Source organism: Pseudomonas sp. 1, assembly GCF_056626735.1.
The window spans coordinates 167,489-186,295 of the sequence record NZ_JBWXMQ010000010.1; the positions used below are offsets into that span (position 1 = coordinate 167,489).

Consider the following 18,807-nt stretch of genomic DNA (forward strand, 5'->3'; position numbering starts at 1 on the left):
TCGGGCACTCCCTTGGCGGTCAGCATCAGAAGCGCCAGATCACGTCGATGAACGCGCGGTGCATGTACGAATCAACCTGGCTGCCGTAGGCATCACCCGGCTTGAACACACCGCCACGGAAACGTACCAGCGCCGACGGCTCGTCGATCGACTGGCTCAGCGCTGCCGGCAGCAAGCCTTGCTTGAAGTACTTGGTGACGACCAGATCCATTTCCTGGCCCAGATCCTTGTTGCCGTCCTGCAGTGGCAGCGAGGTGCTGGAGAGGATTGCACCTGTCACGTCGTCGGTGTTGTTTTCCACAGCGTTGATGCCGTTGCTGCCCACCGGTTTGTTGCCGTCCACGCGCCAGAACTTGTGGTAGATCAGGCTGGCGTCGTACTGGTCGTTGAGCATCCACGAACCGAACAGGGTGGCGGTCTGCATGTTGTTCATTTCGCCACGGAAAGCCTCGCCGAAACGGTGAACCCGCGAGCGGGTACCGGTGTAGTTCGAGCGGTTGCTTTCCAGGCCGTTCTGTTGGTAATCGGCGCTGGCACGGGCATAGGCTGCACCGACCTGCCACTGCGGATCGAGGCGCAGACGCACACCGACGTCGGTGGCCCAGCCGTTGATGTCTTCGCTGCGTTTGGCCTGCGCCGGGCGGGTGCCATCGGCGTTCAGCGGGTTGACCGTGTCGCGGTCGCCGCTCATGCCGGTGATGCTGCCCCAGTAGTTGACGGTGTTGGTGTTGCGCCAGTTGTAGGCGTCGCTGTCGGCGGTCAGGCCGAGCCAGCTGATGTCGCCGTTCTGGGTTTTGTCGAGGGTGTCGCGGGGCACACCCGGTTCGGCGTAATCGAGTTTGCCGTCGTCGTGGGTGTGGTGACCGCGAATCCCGACCCACTGGCCCGGCGTCCACTGGTAAGCGGCATCGGCGTAGGCGTGCAGGCGATCCTTGTCTTTCGGCGCCAGCTCCTTGAGGTCGGTGCGGTATTCGCTGAAGCGCTCGGCGACACCGGCATTGGCGCGCAGCAGGGTGGTGTCGAAGGTCCAGTTCAGCGCTTCGATGTTGGTGTCGCGCCACTGACCGTCGTCGTTGCGCAAACGCTGGCGACCGAACTTGAGGATCTCGCCGGGGTAGGGCGTCAGGCCGCTGTAACCGACCCAGAACTCGCGCATTGCCAGGTAGTTTTTCTTGGTCTTGCGGTCGCCGTTGTCGGTGGTCTGGGTGCCTTCGCTATCGGACTGCTGCAGGGTGTCGGTCTCGATGATGTCGGTCGAGGTTACGGCCTGGCCCATGGCGTAGGCGCTCCACGCGCCGCTTTCGCCATAGACCCACGGACGCAGATCGAGGCCGACGCCGTTGACGTCGCCGCCGCTGGCGGTGCCGAGGTCGCGGTCGTCTTCGGACTGGCCGGTGATTTTCACTTCGAGGCCGAAGTTCTTCGATTCAGTCATCGCGGCCAGGGTCGGACAAGACCAGATCAACGCGAACGTGAGGCCAATGCCGGCCTTCACAAAGGGATTCAATTTCATAGTTTTTCCTCGCCGTCTTCTTCTTGCAGGGCGTGCAGTTGCAGCGTGTTCTGGTTCAGGGCGCCACGGGCCGCCTGTTCCTGTTGCAGCAGGCGCCGCGCTTCGGCCAGGCGCTCGGGCGGCAGCTGGGCGGCGAGGGTGGTCGCCAGCTCGTCGGCTTGCGGGGTGTTTTGCGCCTTGGCCAATTGGCTGAACACATAGGCGTTGAGCGGGTCGGGCTTGGTGCCCTTGCCTTGGGAAAACAGCTGGGCGATGGCGAAGTCGGCGCTGTTCTGGCCGTTGCGCGCAGCGGTCAGCAGATGGTCGAGGGCCTTCTGCGGATAGACCTTGCCCAGGTAGCCACGGCGGTAGATCTGGCCGAGGTAGTAATCGGCGGCGACTTCGCGGCCGACGGCTTTCTGGAAATGTTCCTCGGCGACTTTCGCGTCGGCCGGGACCAGTTTGCCTTCGTAGTAGAGCTTGCCCAGCAACAGTTCGGCGCGCGACTGGTCGGCGGCGCGGCCGTTGTCCAGGTACTTCATCATCTGATCGACATCGCCCAGTTCCGGGAAGTCGTAGAGCAGTTGTGCCAGCGTTACCCAGGACGCCGGGTAGCCCGGCGCGATCGGCTCGAGCAGCGACTGCGCGGTTTTTTCGTCGGTCTTGCCCAGGGTCGAATCAGCCAGCACACGGGCTACGGAATCCACCCGCTGAGCGCTGACGGTGCCGCGGCTGTAACCGGCCTGCAGTTGTTTGATCAGCTCGGCCTGTTGCTCCGGCGCGCCACGTTTTTGATAGACCGTGGCCAGTTCGACGTAGCAGATGTCGGTGGTGTTGAGTGCGGCCTTGCAGATCTTTTCCACGTCATCCAAGTGCTGGTCGTAAGTGCCCTGGGTGCGGTACAGCAGCACTTGAGCGAGACCGGCTTCCGGGTAACCGGATTTGCGCCATTGGTCGATCTGCTGCTGAGCGTTGATGTTCGGGAAGCTGTGCGGGTATTGCAGGTACAGCATCGCGAGCGGAATCAGCGTGTTGCCTTCGCCACTGGCGGCGGCTTTCTTCAGCAGGGTTTCGGCTTCGTGATGTTCGGCCTCGGTGGAGCCGGGCTTGGCCACCAGCAAGCGGCCGAGTCGGGCCTGGGCACGCGGCGAAACACTGGCGGCGGCGCGGTAGGTGGCTTCGGCCTGTTTCATTTGTTCCGGATCGCGACTGTCGACCTGAATATCGGCGAGGCCCACCTGGGCTTCGCTGTAACCCAGATCGGCCAGCGCACGGTAGTTCTGCGCGGCGGTCGCGGTGTCACCGCGCTTGAGCGCTTCGTTGGCCAGACGCTGGTCAGGCAGGCCGGCGCAACCGGCCAGACTGACTGCCAAGGCCAATGCGCACACTGAACCCATGTGGGAGCGAGCTTGCTCGCGAAAGCGGTGTGTCAGTCGGCACTGAGGCTGAATGTCAGAATGCATTCGCGAGCAAGCTCGCTCCCACAGGGTTTGTGGTGTGCTCGAGATGGGTGCAGTAGTCACAGGCATGTCCTCGACTTAAAGACCGGCAGCCATGGCTTTGTCGATCAGCCAGTTCAGGTTCGGACCACGGTCGCTGTTCACTTCCACCGGGCGGCCGGCGAAGCGGCTGTCCAGCGGTTCGTCTGGCTGGATCTGCACGCGGATGTCGGAGGACAGGTCAGCACTTTTCAGGCTGGTGCTGCTGATGATCTTGCCGGTGCGGGTCTTGTCTTCGCCGGCGATCTGGAAGCTCACCGGAGTGCCCGGACGTACGTCGCCGAACTGGCGATAGGAGAAGCGTGCATCGACGGTGGCCTGGGTATTGCGCGGTACCAGCTGGAAGATCACGTCGCCCTTGCTCGCATATTGACCGTCGGCCACCAGTTGCTGGGCCACGGTGCAATCGCACGGCGAGGTCAGAGTGCCGGTCATCTGCTTGCCGAACAGTTCTTCAACCTTGGCCGGCTGCAGTTGATCTTCGTCCAGATGGCCCTTGAGCACGTCGAGCATGCTGGTGCTGAAAGTCGCCAGCGGTGCACCTTTGGCGGCAACGCCGTCGGATTTGACCAGGCTCTGCACAGTGCCGTCGCGCGGCATGGTGATGTTCATGCCCGGCACGCTGACCAGACCGGCCTGCGCATGGCTGACGAAGTACATGCTGTACACCGATTTGAAAATGAAACCCGCCGCCACCAGGCCGACCGCGAAGATACCGGCGCTGAACGTCACCGCTTTCAGGCGCCCGAACGGGGTCATGCCGGAGTCGCCGTCCTTGACCTTGCGGGCCTTGGTGAAGTTGTCGCGCTGCAGGGTTGCCAGCACTTCGCCGATGCTGACGATGTCGCCGGCCAGGTGCGAAGTGATCAGGTGGCGCAGGGTCGAAATGTCCTGCGGCTCGAGGTTCTGGAACTGGCAGCCGACACGGCCCGTCTGCCGGTCGTAGGAGCGCACTTGCAGTTCAACGTCCATGGCCAGGCCGAGGTTGTCGATGACGAACTGCAGACGCGCCTTGTACACCTCGCCGACGGTCAGCGGCAGTTGTCCGGCATTGAACGCCAGACCACCGGCGGACAGGTCGAGGACCCGTGCTTCAACCGGGGTCCGGTCAGGGCCGAAGAATCGCAGCTTGGCCGGGATTTTTACCCGGGCGTGCTGGCGCTGGGCTTCGGATTCATGCACTACGTTGACGTTGACGGCGGTATTCATGGGGGCGATTTCCTTGTTAATTCAATAGGGGCAGGTCAGACCATCATCAGCAGCACGGCGACGAAGATGCTGCCGGCGGAGAAGGTCATGGTCCGAGACGACCAGGTGTTGAACCAACGTTGAAAGCTGGCGAGATCACGGGTCAGGGAAGTGGGTTGGCGAGTCCAGGATTGTTGGTCGAGGCGGAAGAACACGTAGATCTTCACGAGCGCGCCGACGATCTGGTTGTAATAGAGAATTGCCGGGTAAGCCGGACCGATCCGGTGGCCCGAGCAGGACAGCAACAGCGTCAGAATCAGTCGGGTGATGCCGATCCACAGCAGGTAAACCAGAATGAACGCGGTGCCGTATTTGAAGCTGGCGATGATTGCCACGGTCAGGCCGAGCAGCGATGTCCACATCGATACGCGCTGGTCGAACAGCACCACCGAGGTGAAGGCACCGAGGCGTTTTACACCCAGGCCCAGCGCTCGGGAGTTCTGCCGCAGGTTGTTGCCGTACCAGCGGAACATCAGTTTGCGGCTGGCCTTGATGAAGCTCTTTTCCGGCGGGTGTTCAACGGTGTTGATCGCCGCGTCCGGCACGTAGAAGGTGTCGTAGCCCAGACGCATCAGGCTGAACCAGCTCGACTTGTCGTCGCCGGTCAGGAACTTGAAACGGCCCAGGCGCCAGTGTTGCAGCGAGTCGCTTTCAACGTCGGCGATGAATTCCGGGTTGGTGACCACGGTGGCGCGGAACACCGACATGCGTCCGGTCATGGTCAGCACGCGTTTGGACAGGGCCATCGAGCACATGTTGATGTGGCGCTGGGCGAAGCGCAGCTTGTGCCACTCGCTCATGATGTAGCCGCCACGCACTTCGCAGAATTCGTTGGTGGTCAGGCCGCCGACGTTGCCGAACATCTGGAACCACGGCACGGTTTTGCGCACAACGCCTTCGCCGAGCACGGTGTCGCCATCGATCACGGCCACCACGGCGCGGTCGTCCGGCAAGTGACGGGAGATCGCGCGGAAACCAAACGCCAGGCCATCACGTTTGCCGGTGCCGGGAATGCGCACGAAGTCGAGTTTCACGCGGTCCGGCGGATTCATCCGCGCCCACAGCGCCTTGACCAGCAGCTCATCGGACATTTCGACGATCGAGCAGACCACGGTGGTCGGCAGTTCGCAGTCGATGGCTTCGCGGATCACCGAGCTGTAAACCTGCGCGGTGGTCAACGCGTCGATGCGGAAACTGGTGACCATCAGAAACACATGCGACGGGTCCGCCGCTTTACCCAGCTTGCGAACCTTGCGGCGCAGGTGCGGGTAGACGATGTAGAGAAAGATCATGCCGCGCACAAAGTGCGTGGCACCCATCGAATAGCGCCAGATACCCACGGCGCCAATCAGGAAAATGAAGTCCTTCGACTCGGAGTCGAACGTGGACGTGGGCAGCATCAGGGCCAGGCCCATCAGCAGGCTCAGAAACAAAAGCCAGCCGGCGGATTGCAGAAAAAAATGTTTGAGCTTGGACATGACCGTCATCCGAAGGTGATGGGGGCTTCAAGCCGCCCGCCGATTCACGGCGGGCGGTTTGAAACTCGGGGCTTGCCGCTGCGTTACCAGCAGATGCCTTCGGTGCGGCTACCGGCGCTGGTGGCCTTGGACATGAAGCCCACCAGGTCGATCACCTGTTTGCCGTGCGGCGCTTCTTCGGCCAGCGCACGGAACTTCTCGTCGCGGTTGCCGAGGATGATCACGTCGGAGTTGTCGATCACCGAATCGAAGTCCGCGTTGAGCAGGGACGACACGTGCGGGATCTTCGACTCGATGTAGTCCTTGTTCGCGCCGTGGACACGGGCGTACTGGACGTTGCTGTCGTAGATGCTCAGGTCGTAACCCTTGCCGATCAGCATCTCGGCCAGTTCCACCAGCGGGCTTTCGCGCAGGTCGTCGGTGCCGGCCTTGAAGCTCAGGCCGAGCAGGGCGACTTTGCGTTTGTCGTGGCTTTCAACGATGTCGAAGGCGTTTTGCACTTGCGATTCGTTGCTGCGCATCAGCGAGTTGAGCAGCGGCGCTTCGACGTCCAGGGAGCCGGCGCGGTAGGTCAGGGCGCGCACGTCTTTCGGCAGGCACGAACCGCCGAACGCGAAGCCCGGGCGCATGTAGTACTGGGACAGGTTGAGGGTCTTGTCCTGGCAGACGACCTCCATCACTTCGCGGCCATCGACGCCCACCGCTTTGGCGATGTTGCCGATCTCGTTGGCGAAGGTCACTTTGGTGGCATGCCAGACGTTGCAGGTGTACTTGATCATCTCGGCGACGGCGATGTCCTTGCGGATGATCGGCGCGTCGAGTTCTTCGTACAGTGATTGCAGAACGTCGCCCGAGGCCTTGTCGAACTCGCCGATGACGGTCATCGGTGGCAAGTCGTAGTCGGCGATCGCGGTAGATTCACGCAGGAACTCAGGGTTTACGGCGACACCGAAATCAACGCCGGCTTTCTTGCCGGAGCAGTCTTCGAGGATCGGGATGACAACGTTTGCCACGGTGCCCGGCAGCACGGTGCTGCGCACGACGATGGTGTGACGGGTGGTCTTTTCGCGCAGAACAAAACCGATCTCGCGGCACACCGCTTCGATGTAGTTCAGTTCCAGGTCGCCGTTCTTCTTGCTCGGCGTGCCGACGCAGATCATCGACAGATCGGTGTCGCGAATTGCCTCGGCGAAGTTGGTTGTGCCGCGCAGACGACCGGTCTGGATACCTTGTGCCAGCAACTCGCCCAGGCCCGGTTCGACAATGGGAGATTTGCCAGCGTTGATCATGTCGATCTTGTCTTTGGCAACATCGACGCCAACGACGTCATGGCCCCGTGCAGACAGGCAACCGGCACATACTGCACCGACGTAACCCAAACCAAATATGCTGATGCGCATCGCAATTACCTCTGTATATATCAGGCCTTAGAGGGCCGGAGTTAATAGTTTTCAGCGTTCTTAGTGCACTCGAAAGTGTGACTTACAGGCGTCACAATGCCGTGTGCAGGCATACTTAAGTTCCGAGTGTCTAAATAAGTGCACTCAAGATGTGCGCTAACCAGGCCTTGTTGTTATGACGTGCCCTGTTATGCAGCCGATCCTCTGGTCAGAGGGCTCTTGTGCAATCGTGTTACACGCTCGATGCCAGGATAAATACCTGTAGATCAAGCGCTTGGGTGCTCAGGCGAGCACGTTTATAGGGGCGCGACCATGGCCTTGCAGGGGATATTAATGGTGCGTATCTCCTGTCCTTCGATAGTTGTCCAGAGTTGTTATCCATGGGTGCAAGTTGTTGTGACAACTTGGTTACATGGTTGGGTTCTCTGCGTAAGTTATCTCGTACAAACTCGGCGAGAATCGTTACCGGTGGTATGAGCTATGCATTTGGACATAGTTCCTGTCCGCTCATCGCGGAAGCAGAAATTTTTTGAAATATTGAGAAAGATGGCACTGCTTTCAAATTGATAGCACTTTCGATTTCGCCCTTTGTTAATCGGGGGATAATCGCGTTAGATGGTTTTGTGCCACTACTGTAAAAAAATTTAGGTGCCACTACTGAAAAAAATGACAACTGTCGAGTGAAACTAAAGATAGGAAAGAGGGTGATGTTTTTATGGCGCCAATAAGTCGGCGTAAACAGGCGGGGGATTTTTGACGTCGTGCGACCTGCACGACTCTCTTAATCAAGAGTCGTGCAGAAGTGCATGCTTTATTCCGGTGCGTGGTCGCGCAGAAACACCAGATTGTCGGGTTTCGATTGCTCGGCGCTGTAGCGATAACCCTGTACATCGAACTGCTTGAGCAGGGCCGGATCGTTGATTTTTTCCTGGATCACGAAGCGGCTCATCAGGCCCCGGGCCTTCTTGGCGTAGAAGCTGATGATCTTGTACTGACCGTTCTTCAGGTCCTTGAACTCGGTATTGATGATGCGCGCGTTCAGGGTCGTGCGTTTGACGGCCGAGAAGTATTCGTTGGACGCCAGGTTCAGCAGCACGTCATCGCCCTGATCGGCCAGTGCTTCGTTCAGCCATTCGCTGATGCGCGTGCCCCAGAAGGCGTACAAGTCCTTGCCTCGGGCGTTGGCCAGTTTGGTGCCCATTTCCAGGCGATACGGCTGCATCAGGTCGAGCGGGCGCAGCAGGCCGTAGAGGCCGGAGAGCATGCGCAGGTGCCGTTGCGCATAATCGAAGTCGGCTTCGCTGAAACTCTGGGCGTCGAGTCCGGTGTAGACGTCGCCCTTGAAGGCCAGCAATGCCTGTTTGGCGTTTTCCGGTGTGAACGCCGGTGTCCAGCTGCCGAAGCGCGCGGCGTTGAGGCCGCCGATCTTGTCGGACACGTGCATCAGCTCGCTGATCTGCGCCGGGCTCAGTTCGCGCAGTTGCTGGATCAGTTCCTGGGAATGGTCGAGGTATTGCGGCTGGGTGAAGCGCTGGGTCGCCGGCGGTGTTTCGTAATCGAGGGTCTTGGCGGGGGAAATCACCATCAGCATGAAGTCGTCTCCTTTAATCGTGGGGGCGATTCTAGGGGGTTGGGGCGGATGACTCCAGCTATCAGGTCCATAGGTGATCGGTGGTGTGCCACCCAACCCTGATCGTTCCCACGCTCTGCGTGGGAATGCAGCCAGTGACGCTCTGCGTCACCCCGGCAGCGGACGCGGAGCGTCCGGGGAGGCGTTACCACGCAGAGCGTGGGAACGATCATCTGTGTGCCTGCGGGAATTACTGTCGGATCGGCTATAGTGCCGCGCGGGTTTTGTTATGGAGACACCCTTTGCGCATTGTTCTTTTTTTCGCCGCGTGGCTGTTGAGCGTCGGTGCCGTTGCGGCGCCGGGCGATATCGCGACGCTGGATCGCAGCACCTGGCCGGAGAAACTCGACAACCCGACCCTGTTCGACGTCGCCTCACGGGCGGAAATCCTGATGTTCGCCCGAGGCCTGCTCGGCACCGAAGCACTGGACGAAGCGGTGCTGGCCCAGCGTCTGGGACTGCGCACGGTCAATCTGGATGCGATCAACAGCCTGCGCGAGCGCCTGTGGCAGCGCCTGCTGGCCAACTACAACTTCGCCCAGCAAAGCTGCGATCAGGACGCCTCGTTTTGCTTCCTCGTCGAAGACTTGCCGACCCTGCGCGAGCAGGCGGCCAAATTCGTGGTCAGTGACGAGAGCTACTACACCAAATGGGCCGAACCGAGCCGGATCTTCCATCTGCAGTACCTTGATGAGCTGATGCGCAAGGCTGCGCTGTCGCCGCAGACCAGCAGCGAACTCGATCATTTCGCAGACTACGAGCGCAACGGCGACGACATGCACGATCGCCTGTTTCTGCTGAGTTTCGACAGCGCCGCCAACCTGCAACCGGACAATACCGACTGGCTCACCGAGTACCTGCGCAAGTCGAACCTGAGCGGCACCTTTTTCATGTTGGGCAAGGATGTTCAGGCGCGGCTGGCCGATCGTTCGGTGAGCAGTCTGCAAGCGACGTTTTCGCAGCAGTGCGTCGGCGTTCAGGGCTGGGAATTCCGCTCTCACAGCCACTGGCAGGACTGGCAGGATTCGGTGCGACGCAGTGCCGACCTGGTGCGCAACAAGCTGCCGGAAAACTACGTGCCGCTGTTCCGTCCGCCGGAAGGCCAGCGTCGCAGCGATGCTGGGGGGTTCTTCAACAGTCAGGGCTTGCAAGTGGCGCTGTGGGACATCGATGCCCAGGACGGCGCCGGCAAGCTCAAGGGTGCTCCGAGCGCGCAGCGCGTGCTGACCCTAATGCTGTTGTGGCGACACGGAGTGATCAATTTCAACATGAAGCAGGACGCGGTGAAGACCGCGTTGCCGTGGCTGATCACACAGACTGCGCAAAGCGGCATCGGCTGGGAAGACTGTCAGAACGCGTTTCGCTGAAAAACGGCAAGAGCCCGGAAATATTGGGCTTGGGGTGAATTTTTTGCAGGATTCGATGCAGGCGGACTTCCGACTCTAACGGGGGCAGGGCGGTCCGCCAAGGGCTTTTCGTCACTTTGCAAAATAAACTTCAAAAAAGCGTCAAAGTGCTTTTTTCTGTCACGGGTTTTGGAGTATTACGAAGTCAGACCGCCGAAACCTGCAACACAGGTGGCGTCTTCCAAGACCCATTTTGTGTGCGGTTCACCTGCTATCCCGACAAAAGCTGTGCAGGTGGATTCGGCAGTCACTTCGAGGCGCAGCACCGCCGAGGTATTGCGTCGAATGGCTCCCACAAAGGTGACCGAGTATGGATGATCACGGACGTAGCCCCTCCTCCAACCAGCCAATCCTTTATGTACTCGATACCAACGTACTGATTCACGATCCGAACGCCCTGCTGAATTTCGAAGAACACCACGTCGCGATCCCGATGACCGTGCTTGAAGAGCTGGACAAGCTCAAGAGCGGGCATCACAGCGTGGCCGCCGAATGCCGTCAGGCGATCCGCCTGATCGACAAGACCCTGGGCGATGCTTCCCCGGAAGATGTCGAGCTGGGGGTGCCGATCCAGCGCGGCAAGGGCGGTCCGAAGGGCTTGCTGTCAATTCTGATGAGCAAGCAGGCCGAATCGAACCTGATTCTGCCCGAGCATCTGAACGACAACAAAATCATCAACCAGCTGATCGACCTGCACACCCGCGACCCGAAAAAACCGGTGGTGCTGGTCACCAAAGACATCAACATGCGCCTCAAGGCGCGCGCCTGCGGGATTGACGCCGAGGACTACAGCACCGACCAACTGGTCGACGACGTGTCCCTGCTGCCCAACGGCTATCACAACATGACCGGCTCCTTCTGGGACCGTGTGAGCAAGGTCGAAACCCGTCAGGACCATGGCCGCACCTGGCATCAGGTGCAATTGACCGATAACCTGCCGGCCGTGCACATCAACGAATTCATCATTGATGAGCAAGGGTTTGTCGGCTGGATCAAGGAGATTGAGGAGGACCGTCTGCTGATCCTCGACCTTCATCAGGAACCGCTGCTGCACCAGGAAGCCTGGGGCCTCAAGCCACGGGACATCTATCAGAGTCTGGCGCTGTATGCGCTGCTGGATCCGGACATTCACCTGGTCAATCTGTCCGGCGCCGCCGGCTCGGGTAAAACCATTCTGGCGCTGGCCGCTGCGATCGAGCAGACCATGGTCAGCAAGCGCTATCGTCGCATCATCGCCACCCGCAGCGTGCAGGGCCTGGACCAGGAAATCGGCTTCCTGCCCGGCACCGAAGCGGAAAAAATGGAGCCTTGGCTGGGCGCCATCACCGACAACCTCGAAGCCTTGCACATGGATGACGAAAACACCCATGGCAGCGTCGACTACATCCTCAGCAAAGTGCCGTTGCAGTTCAAATCGCTCAACTACATTCGCGGTCGCAGCTTCCAGCAGAGCCTGATCCTGATCGACGAATGCCAGAACCTCACGCCGCACCAGATGAAAACTATCATCACCCGGGCCGGCGCCGGTTCCAAAGTGGTGTGCCTGGGCAACCTGGCACAGATCGACACCCCTTACCTGTCCGCGACCAGCTCCGGGCTGACCTACCTGACCGAACGCTTCAAGGATTTCCCCAACGGTGTGCACATCACCCTGCAAGGGGTGCCTCGCTCGATCCTGGCCGAATACGCCGAATCGCATCTGTAACCGTCAAACGCAACCGGGCGACTGCAAAGTCGCCCGGTTTTTTATGTGCGCAATTCTGACCCCCAGGTTTACAATCGACGCTCCTGATCAGGAGTAATCCCGTGCTGACTCATCTCGATTCCCAAGGTCGCGCCAACATGGTCGACGTCACCGAAAAAGCCGTGACGTTCCGTGAAGCGACGGCCCAAGCGCTGGTGCGCATGCTGCCCGACACCCTGCAGATGATCGTCAGCGGCGGCCATCCCAAGGGCGACGTGTTCGCCGTGGCGCGCATTGCCGGCATTCAGGCGGCGAAGAAAACCAGTGACCTGATTCCCCTGTGCCATCCGTTGATGCTGACCGGCGTCAAGGTCGAGCTCAGTGCCGAAGGCGATGACGCGGTGCGCATCGTCGCCCGCTGCAAACTGTCCGGGCAGACCGGCGTCGAGATGGAAGCGCTGACCGCCGCCAGCGTCGCCGCCCTGACCATCTACGACATGTGCAAGGCCGTGGATCGTGGCATGACCATTGAAAGCGTGCGTCTGCTGGAAAAGGTCGGCGGCAAGAGCGGGCATTTCCAGGCGGAGCAGCCATGAACCTGACCGTGAAGTTTTTTGCCCGTTACCGCGAGGCGCTGGGCGTGGACTCGGTGAAGGTCGAGGGTGACTTCGCCACCGTCGATGACGTTCGTGCGTTGCTGGTGCAGCGTGACGGCGCCGAGGTGCTGAGCGAGCAGAATCTGATGTGCGCGCGCAACGAAGACCTCTGCCAGCTCGACGAGCCGGTGGCGGATGGCGACGAAGTGGCATTTTTCCCCACCGTGACCGGAGGCTGAGCCATGCGCATTCGAGTGCAGTCCGAACCGTTCGATCCGGGCGCCGAAGTCAACGCGATGCACGCGGCCAATGTCGGCGTTGGCGCGGTGGTGAGTTTCGTCGGCTACGTGCGCGACTTCAACGATGGCCTCGATGTCGCCGGAATGTTCCTCGAACACTATCCGGGCATGACCGAAAAGGCCCTCGGCAAGATCGCCGTAGAGGCCGAGCAACGCTGGCCGCTGTTGAAGCTGGAAGTGCTGCACCGCATCGGCGCGCTGGAACCGGGCGAACCGATCGTGTTTGTCGCCGCCGCCAGTGCCCATCGCCAGGCGGCGTTCGACGCCTGCGCCTTTGTCATGGATTACCTGAAAACCCGCGCGCCGTTCTGGAAGAAAGAGAACACCAGCGACGGCCCGCGCTGGGTTGAAGGCCGTGACAGCGATCATGCGGCGGCGGATCGCTGGAAGCAGTAATTCCTCTGTCGACTTAGAGTCAGTCTTCGCGAGCAAGCTCGCTCCCACAGGTTTTAGATAATCCTTGTGGGAGCGAGCTTGCTCGCGAAGAGGCCATCCGAATCACCAATTCCCTCAAGTTCACCTCCCCGACCATCGGCCAGAAATGATCGGTCTCGCCCAATTGACGATTTGTACGTAAAAGTCCAGTATGGATTTACAAGTACAAAAAAGGTCTTTCCCCGTTTCAGCTTTTTTCTTCTGTCTTGCCAAACCAACAACAACCCGCGAGAGAACGAACATGAAGAAATTCCCCCTCATCACCGGTCTGGCACTGAGCCTGTTGGCGTGCAGCAGCGCGTTCGCCGCCGAGAAAACCCTGCGCATCGGTATCGAGGCGGCGTATCCGCCCTTCGCCTCGAAAACCGACAAGGGTGAAATCGTCGGTTTCGACTACGACATCGGCAACGCCCTGTGCGCGCAGATGCAGGTCAAGTGCGTGTGGGTCGAGGGCGAGTTCGACGGTCTGATTCCTTCCCTGAAAGTGAAGAAAATCGATATGGCGCTGTCGTCCATGACCATCAACGAAGATCGCAAGAAGTCGGTGGACTTCACCCACAAGTACTATTTCACCTCGTCGCGGCTGGTGATGAAGGAAGGCGCGAGCGTCGATGACCAGTACGCCAGCCTCAAGGGCAAGACCGTTGGCGTGCAGCGTGCGACCACTACCGACCGCTACGCCACCGAGGTGTTCGAGCCCAAGGGCATCAACGTCAAGCGTTACGGCAACAACGAAGAAATCTACATGGACCTGGCGGCCGGGCGTCTCGACGCGATTTTCGCCGACACCATTCCGCTGACCGACTTCCTGTCGATGCCTCGGGGCAAGGGTTACGCCTTTGTCGGGCCCGAGTTGAAGGACCCGAAATACGTGGGCGAGGGCGCGGGGATTGCGGTGCGCAAGGGCAACACTGAGCTGGTCAGCCAGTTGAACACCGCCATCGACGGCATTCGCGCCAGTGGTGAGTATCAGAAGATTTCCGAGAAGTACTTCAAGTCGGACATCTACGGCGACTGACAGTCCGCCATCGCTGGCACGCCAGCTCCCACAGAGATTTTCGGTGTACACAAAACCTGTGGGAGCTGGCTTGCCAGCGATGAGGCCGTCAGATTCACCGCAAAATCTTCAGCCCTTCAATTCCTTCAAATGCTTGTACACCGTCGCCCGTCCCATGTTCAGGACATTGGCCACATAGTTCGAGGCGCTCTTGCCCTTGAACGCCCCCTCGGCGTGCAGCGCCAGCACCAGTTCGCGTTTGTGATCGCGGGTCAGCAGGTTCAGGCTCAGTTGCCGCTCGCGTAGCCAGGCGTGCAGGAAGGTGTTGATGCGCTCCTGCCAGTCATCGCGAAACAGCGAGTCCGGTTGCGGAATCAGTTTGCTCGGCGAGAGGAACAGGTCCAGCGCAGCCTTGGCATTCTCGAACAGCGAAATATTCAGGTTGATGCACAGCACCGCCAGCGGATGACCTTCGCTGTCACGCAGCACGGTGCTCAGGCTGCGAATCTTCTGGCCGTCCCAGTTGAGCTTTTCGTACGGGCCGATGTTTCGTTCGCTGACGTCGTCGCTGAGCATGTCCTCCAGCGACGATTCATCGCCGATCACCCGTTTCGACAGGTTGTTGGCGATGTAGTCGACCTTCTGCGTGCGCAGGTCATGCAGCACCACTTCGGCATGGGGAAAGAACAGCGTGGCGATGGCGTCGGCGATGGCGTGGTAGTTATCCAGCGCGGCGTCATGCAGCTCGGGCGTGTGTTCGGGGGCGGTCATAACTGTGGAGCTCCAGGCAACGTCAGCGCCCCCGTGATCCGGGGGCGTTGCGAGTGTGCCGCAATCCGTCGGGCGCGTCATCCGGGCGGACGGTCAGGCCAGGCGGGAAGGGGCGAGCATGGCGGCGGTCAGGCCGAATTGCTCGAGGTGTCGGGGCAGCGATTCGCCACGCACCAGCGCTGCGCTGGCCATGCCCATGGCCGGTGAGGTCTGGATACCGTAACCGCCCTGGGCCGCGACCCAGAACAGCCCCGGCACTTGTGGGTCGAACCCGGAGAGCAAATCACCGTCGGCGACGAAACTGCGCAGACCGGCCCAGGTGCGGGTCGGGCGGCGGATGGTCAGGGTCGTCGCCTCCTCGATCTGGTAAATGCCCATGGCAATGTCCAGTTCTTCCGGTTGCACGTCGTGCGGCTCGACCGGGTCGGCGTTGGCCGGTGAGCCGAGGAACATCCCGGCATCGGGCTTCATGTAAAAGGATTCGTCGAGGCTGACCAGCATCGGCCAGTGATGAATGTCCACGCCTTCGGGGCCGGCGAAGATGAACGCGGCGCGACGTTTTGGTTGCAGGCCCAACGGCCGGGCGCCGGCCAGGGCACCGATCTTGTCGGCCCAGGCGCCAGCCGCGTTGATCACGATGGGCGCGCTGAAGGTTTGGTCATTGGTCTGCACGTGCCAGATTCCGTCGGCATCGCGGCTCAGCCCGAGCACTTCGCAATCGGTATGCACCTGGCCGTTGTTGCGACGGATGCCGCGCAGATAACCCTGATGCAGGGCGTCGGTGTCGATGTCGCTGGCGGTCGGGTCGTAGATCGCGCCATGGACTTTCTCCCTGCGCAGGATCGGCAGCCTCGCGCAGGCTTCATCCGCGCTGAGCAACTGCATCTCCGGCACTGTGGCTTTGGCGCTCAGGTATTGATTGTTCAGCTCGGCGGCGTCCCCGGTGAAATCCACGGTCATTTCCCCGCGCGGGGTCAGCAGCGGGTGCTCGCAGAAACCGCTGGGCGGATGGTCGAAGAATTCGCGGCTGGCCTGGGTCAGCGCCCGGACCTGCGGTGTGCCGTAAGCGGCGGTGAACAGCGCCGCCGAGCGCCCGGTGGAGTGATAGGCCGGATGCGACTCGCGCTCCAGCACCACGACCTTGCCGTGCTGCGACAGCCAGAAACCGGTGGAAGCGCCGGCAATCCCGCCGCCGATGATGATGAAATCTGCATGACTCATGAAAATCTCCGGTGTCAGCGCTGCAATTGATAGATGGCATTGGCCAGGGCGATGTCTTCCAGACCCAGACCGATGGAGCGGAAAAACACGTGATGCTGGTAATCGGGGCGCTGCACTTTTTCGCTGAGCAGATCCGCCAGGTCGCCGAGGATCGCGCTATTGTCCCAGCCATGTTGTTCGCGGGCGATCAGCATCTCGCCGGCCGAGCCCGGGGTGGTCAGGCGATAGTCGCAGAACACCTGCATGTCGTTGAGGCTTTGCGGCGGCACTTCGTGGGCGCGCGGTGCGTTGGTGCTGATCGAGGTGATCAGCGCTGGTTTGTTCAAGGTCGCCGGGTCGATCACAGGTCCTGCGGACGAAGTGCAGAGCATGACTACGTCGGCCTCGGCGATGGCGGCTTCGCGGCTTCCGGCGATGCTCACCCGTGGATCGAGGGCTTGCAGTTGTCGGATGGTTGCCGGGTCTTCGCTCAAGGTAGGTGAATACACACTGATGCTTTGCCAGTCGCGCAACGTTTTGACGTAATGCAGGTGCGCCTGGGCGACCTTGCCGCTGCCGATGATTGCCAGGCGTTTTGCGTTCGAAGGGGCCAGGGCGTCGACGGCGACAGCTGTGGTTGCCGCCGTGCGGGCGGTGGTCAGTTCGCCGGCATCGCAGAGCAGCAACGGTTGACCGGTCTGCATCGACATCAACAGCGTCCACGCCGTCACCAGCGGGCCTTGTTCGCGAACGATGTACGGCGAGGTCTTGACTCCGTACACGCCATCTTCTGCCAGCACGCCCAGATAGTTGATGAAGTCCCCGGCGCCCTGGGGGAATTCCACCAGTTGCTGCGCCGGTTGCACCGCATGCCCGGCCGCCAGATCGCGGAACAGCTTGCGCAGGATCTGCGGCACATCGATCCGGGCCAACAGCTCGCGGGCCTGGGTTTGGTCGATCACGTAGGGCGTACTGGACATGGCAGACTCCGGAGACTGTTTCTAAACTAATTTGTCTATTATGGACTTTTAGTTTTGTTGAACAATATCCGGGCGAAAAAAAAGCGCAGTCCGTTGCCGGCTGCGCTTCTCTTTATGGTGCCGCTTACTGTGGACGCTTGCGCTCAACCGCCCGCAACAGATGGGTCGGCGGCGTTTCACAGCTGATCTTGCGACCGAGTTTTTCTTCGATGGACGGCAACTGATAGGAGTCGTCTTCACCGGCGAAGCTGATCGACACACCGTCGGCGCCAGCACGACCGGTACGACCGATGCGGTGCACATAGTCGTCCGGGACTTCCGGCAGGGTGAAGTTGATCACGTGGCTGATACCGTCGATGTGAATACCGCGACCGGCCACGTCGGTGGCGACCAGGACGCGGATCCTGCCTTCGCGGAAGCCTTCAAGCGTCTTGATCCGCTTGTGCTGCGGCACGTCGCCGGACAATTGCGCGGCGTTGATGCCGTCGCGCACCAGGCGTTCCTCGATACGCCGCACTTCGTCCTTGCGGTTGGCGAACACGATCACTCGCTCCCAGCCGTTGTCGTTGACCAGGTTGAAGAGCAGTTTGTATTTGTCGGCACCGGCCACCGCATAGATGTGCTGTTCGACATTTTCGTTGGCCACGTTGGTGACCTCGATTTCGACGATCGCAGGATCGGTGGTCCACTGCTTGGCGAGGTTCATCACGTCATCGGTGAAGGTCGCGGAGAACAGCAGGGTCTGGCGTTCGCTTTTCGGCGGAGTCTGGCGAATGATCTGACGCACTTGCGGGATGAAGCCCATGTCGAGCATGCGGTCGGCTTCGTCCAGCACCATCACTTCAACCATGTCCAGGTGCACGTCGCCGCGCTGGTTGAAGTCGAGCAGGCGGCCAGGCGTTGCGACGAGGATGTCGCAATGGCGCGCTTCGAGGTGCTTGAGCTGCTTGTCGAAGTCCATGCCGCCGACGAACGTCATGACGTTGAGGCCGGTGTACTTGGTCAGGTCGGCGGCGTCCTTGGCGATCTGCACCACCAGTTCACGGGTCGGCGCGATGATCAGCGCCCGTGGCTCGCCCATGTAGCGCTCTTTCGGCGGCGGCGTCTGCAACAGCTGGGTGATGATCGAGATCAGGAACGCGGCGGTCTTGCCGGTGCCAGTCTGGGCGCGGCCGATGGCGTCTTTGCCGGCGAGGGTATAACCCAGCACCTGAGCCTGGATCGGCGTGCAATACGGGAAGCCCAAGTCGTGGATGGCATGCATCAGTTCCGGGGCGAGCTTGAAATCGTGGAAGCGGGTCTTGCCTTCCTGCGGCTCGACGACGAAGTCTTCGAGTTTCCAGGGAATCACCGGCGCCTTGGGCTTGGGTTCGCGACGTGGTCTGGCCGGTTTCGGGGCTTCGCTGCGCGCAGGCTCAGTGGCGGGCGTGGCAGCCGGAGCGGGTTTCGGTTCGTGCTTTGGGGGCGTGGCGGGCGTCTGGCGGCCGGCCTGGCTGGCATCGTTGCGATGACCGGGGGCGTGCGACGGCGCAGTGGGGACTGGCGCGAGCTGCTCAGCCTCGCTTTTACCGAACATTTTCTTGAGTGCTTTGAGCACGGTCATCTCATCAATTGGTTAAGGAATGTACGCCGGCCAGTGTAATGCAAGAAACGGGCGCGGCGTAGTGGGATGATCAAAGGGCGACCCCTGTC

16 protein-coding genes are annotated in these 18,807 nt (G+C 60.7%); 6 read left to right on the forward strand and 10 right to left on the reverse strand.

The annotated features are described in order from the left end of the window. Positions 1 to 25: 25 nt before the first annotated feature. The 6 genes from AC1MDC_RS16995 to yaaA all read right to left on the reverse strand — a co-directional run bounded on the left by AC1MDC_RS16995 (position 26) and on the right by yaaA (position 8,708). A complete protein-coding gene (locus AC1MDC_RS16995) occupies positions 26 to 1,513 on the reverse strand; it encodes an alginate export family protein (protein WP_085698539.1) in 1,488 nt (495 codons plus the stop codon). Beyond that, entirely contained in the window at positions 1,510 to 3,021 is a 1,512-nt protein-coding gene (algK, locus tag AC1MDC_RS17000; protein ID WP_371917928.1) for an alginate biosynthesis TPR repeat lipoprotein AlgK, read from the reverse strand. The genes AC1MDC_RS16995 and algK overlap by 4 nt, the downstream gene beginning before the upstream one ends. Positions 3,022 to 3,030: 9 nt before the next feature. Beyond that, on the reverse strand, positions 3,031 to 4,200 hold the full coding sequence (locus AC1MDC_RS17005; RefSeq protein ID WP_266200901.1) for a PilZ domain-containing protein: 1,170 nt from the start codon (positions 4,198 to 4,200) through the stop codon (positions 3,031 to 3,033). A 35-nt stretch (positions 4,201 to 4,235) separates the two neighbouring features. After that, entirely contained in the window at positions 4,236 to 5,717 is a 1,482-nt protein-coding gene (gene alg8 / locus AC1MDC_RS17010) for a mannuronan synthase (RefSeq protein ID WP_176247718.1), read from the reverse strand. 83 nt (positions 5,718 to 5,800) lie between these two features. Then, entirely contained in the window at positions 5,801 to 7,117 is a 1,317-nt protein-coding gene (locus tag AC1MDC_RS17015; protein ID WP_085698542.1) for a nucleotide sugar dehydrogenase, read from the reverse strand. 811 nt (positions 7,118 to 7,928) lie between these two features. Further along, complete coding sequence (yaaA, locus tag AC1MDC_RS17020; protein ID WP_266200900.1) at positions 7,929 to 8,708, reverse strand: peroxide stress protein YaaA; 780 nt, start codon at positions 8,706 to 8,708, stop codon at positions 7,929 to 7,931. 281 nt (positions 8,709 to 8,989) lie between these two features. Here yaaA and AC1MDC_RS17025 point away from each other — a divergent pair, with 281 nt between their 5' ends. From AC1MDC_RS17025 to AC1MDC_RS17050, 6 genes are all read left to right on the forward strand, one after another. After that, complete coding sequence (locus AC1MDC_RS17025; RefSeq protein WP_480393386.1) at positions 8,990 to 10,114, forward strand: polysaccharide deacetylase family protein; 1,125 nt, start codon at positions 8,990 to 8,992, stop codon at positions 10,112 to 10,114. Between the two features lie 349 nt (positions 10,115 to 10,463). Beyond that, positions 10,464 to 11,858: a PhoH family protein gene (locus tag AC1MDC_RS17030; RefSeq protein WP_085698545.1), complete on the forward strand. Its 1,395-nt coding sequence runs from the start codon at positions 10,464 to 10,466 to the stop codon at positions 11,856 to 11,858. A 101-nt stretch (positions 11,859 to 11,959) separates the two neighbouring features. Then, positions 11,960 to 12,433: a cyclic pyranopterin monophosphate synthase MoaC gene (gene moaC / locus AC1MDC_RS17035; RefSeq protein ID WP_007957321.1), complete on the forward strand. Its 474-nt coding sequence runs from the start codon at positions 11,960 to 11,962 to the stop codon at positions 12,431 to 12,433. Beyond that, positions 12,430 to 12,672, forward strand: coding sequence for a MoaD/ThiS family protein (locus AC1MDC_RS17040; RefSeq protein ID WP_085698546.1), 243 nt, complete (start codon positions 12,430 to 12,432; stop codon positions 12,670 to 12,672). Before moaC ends, AC1MDC_RS17040 begins: the two co-directional genes overlap by 4 nt. A 3-nt stretch (positions 12,673 to 12,675) precedes the next feature. Next, a complete protein-coding gene (gene moaE, locus AC1MDC_RS17045) occupies positions 12,676 to 13,128 on the forward strand; it encodes a molybdopterin synthase catalytic subunit MoaE (protein ID WP_085608144.1) in 453 nt (150 codons plus the stop codon). A 280-nt stretch (positions 13,129 to 13,408) separates the two neighbouring features. Then, positions 13,409 to 14,185, forward strand: coding sequence for an ABC transporter substrate-binding protein (locus AC1MDC_RS17050; protein ID WP_011332566.1), 777 nt, complete (start codon positions 13,409 to 13,411; stop codon positions 14,183 to 14,185). 108 nt (positions 14,186 to 14,293) lie between these two features. Here the strand turns inward: AC1MDC_RS17050 and AC1MDC_RS17055 are convergent, their stop codons facing one another. From AC1MDC_RS17055 to rhlB, 4 genes are all read right to left on the reverse strand, one after another. Then, on the reverse strand, positions 14,294 to 14,935 hold the full coding sequence (locus AC1MDC_RS17055) for a helix-turn-helix transcriptional regulator (protein ID WP_007957327.1): 642 nt from the start codon (positions 14,933 to 14,935) through the stop codon (positions 14,294 to 14,296). Positions 14,936 to 15,028: 93 nt separating this feature from the next. Further along, on the reverse strand, positions 15,029 to 16,156 hold the full coding sequence (locus tag AC1MDC_RS17060; RefSeq protein WP_480393387.1) for an NAD(P)/FAD-dependent oxidoreductase: 1,128 nt from the start codon (positions 16,154 to 16,156) through the stop codon (positions 15,029 to 15,031). 14 nt (positions 16,157 to 16,170) lie between these two features. Continuing rightward, positions 16,171 to 17,115, reverse strand: coding sequence for an ornithine cyclodeaminase family protein (locus tag AC1MDC_RS17065; protein ID WP_480393388.1), 945 nt, complete (start codon positions 17,113 to 17,115; stop codon positions 16,171 to 16,173). 124 nt (positions 17,116 to 17,239) lie between these two features. After that, complete coding sequence (rhlB, locus tag AC1MDC_RS17070; RefSeq protein WP_085698549.1) at positions 17,240 to 18,718, reverse strand: ATP-dependent RNA helicase RhlB; 1,479 nt, start codon at positions 18,716 to 18,718, stop codon at positions 17,240 to 17,242. Positions 18,719 to 18,807 lie beyond the last annotated feature (89 nt).

Coding starts and splice junctions, on each gene's coding strand:
- AC1MDC_RS16995 (WP_085698539.1), bottom strand. CDS start 1,513: ATGAAATTGAATCCCTTTGTGAAGGCCGGCATTGGCCTCACGTTCGCG.
- algK (WP_371917928.1), bottom strand. CDS start 3,021: ATGCCTGTGACTACTGCACCCATCTCGAGCACACCACAAACCCTGTGG.
- AC1MDC_RS17005 (WP_266200901.1), bottom strand. CDS start 4,200: ATGAATACCGCCGTCAACGTCAACGTAGTGCATGAATCCGAAGCCCAG.
- alg8 (WP_176247718.1), bottom strand. CDS start 5,717: ATGTCCAAGCTCAAACATTTTTTTCTGCAATCCGCCGGCTGGCTTTTG.
- AC1MDC_RS17015 (WP_085698542.1), bottom strand. CDS start 7,117: ATGCGCATCAGCATATTTGGTTTGGGTTACGTCGGTGCAGTATGTGCC.
- yaaA (WP_266200900.1), bottom strand. CDS start 8,708: ATGCTGATGGTGATTTCCCCCGCCAAGACCCTCGATTACGAAACACCG.
- AC1MDC_RS17030 (WP_085698545.1), top strand. CDS start 10,464: ATGGATGATCACGGACGTAGCCCCTCCTCCAACCAGCCAATCCTTTAT.
- AC1MDC_RS17040 (WP_085698546.1), top strand. CDS start 12,430: ATGAACCTGACCGTGAAGTTTTTTGCCCGTTACCGCGAGGCGCTGGGC.
- moaE (WP_085608144.1), top strand. CDS start 12,676: ATGCGCATTCGAGTGCAGTCCGAACCGTTCGATCCGGGCGCCGAAGTC.
- AC1MDC_RS17050 (WP_011332566.1), top strand. CDS start 13,409: ATGAAGAAATTCCCCCTCATCACCGGTCTGGCACTGAGCCTGTTGGCG.
- AC1MDC_RS17055 (WP_007957327.1), bottom strand. CDS start 14,935: ATGACCGCCCCCGAACACACGCCCGAGCTGCATGACGCCGCGCTGGAT.
- AC1MDC_RS17060 (WP_480393387.1), bottom strand. CDS start 16,156: ATGAGTCATGCAGATTTCATCATCATCGGCGGCGGGATTGCCGGCGCT.
- AC1MDC_RS17065 (WP_480393388.1), bottom strand. CDS start 17,115: ATGTCCAGTACGCCCTACGTGATCGACCAAACCCAGGCCCGCGAGCTG.
- rhlB (WP_085698549.1), bottom strand. CDS start 18,718: ATGACCGTGCTCAAAGCACTCAAGAAAATGTTCGGTAAAAGCGAGGCT.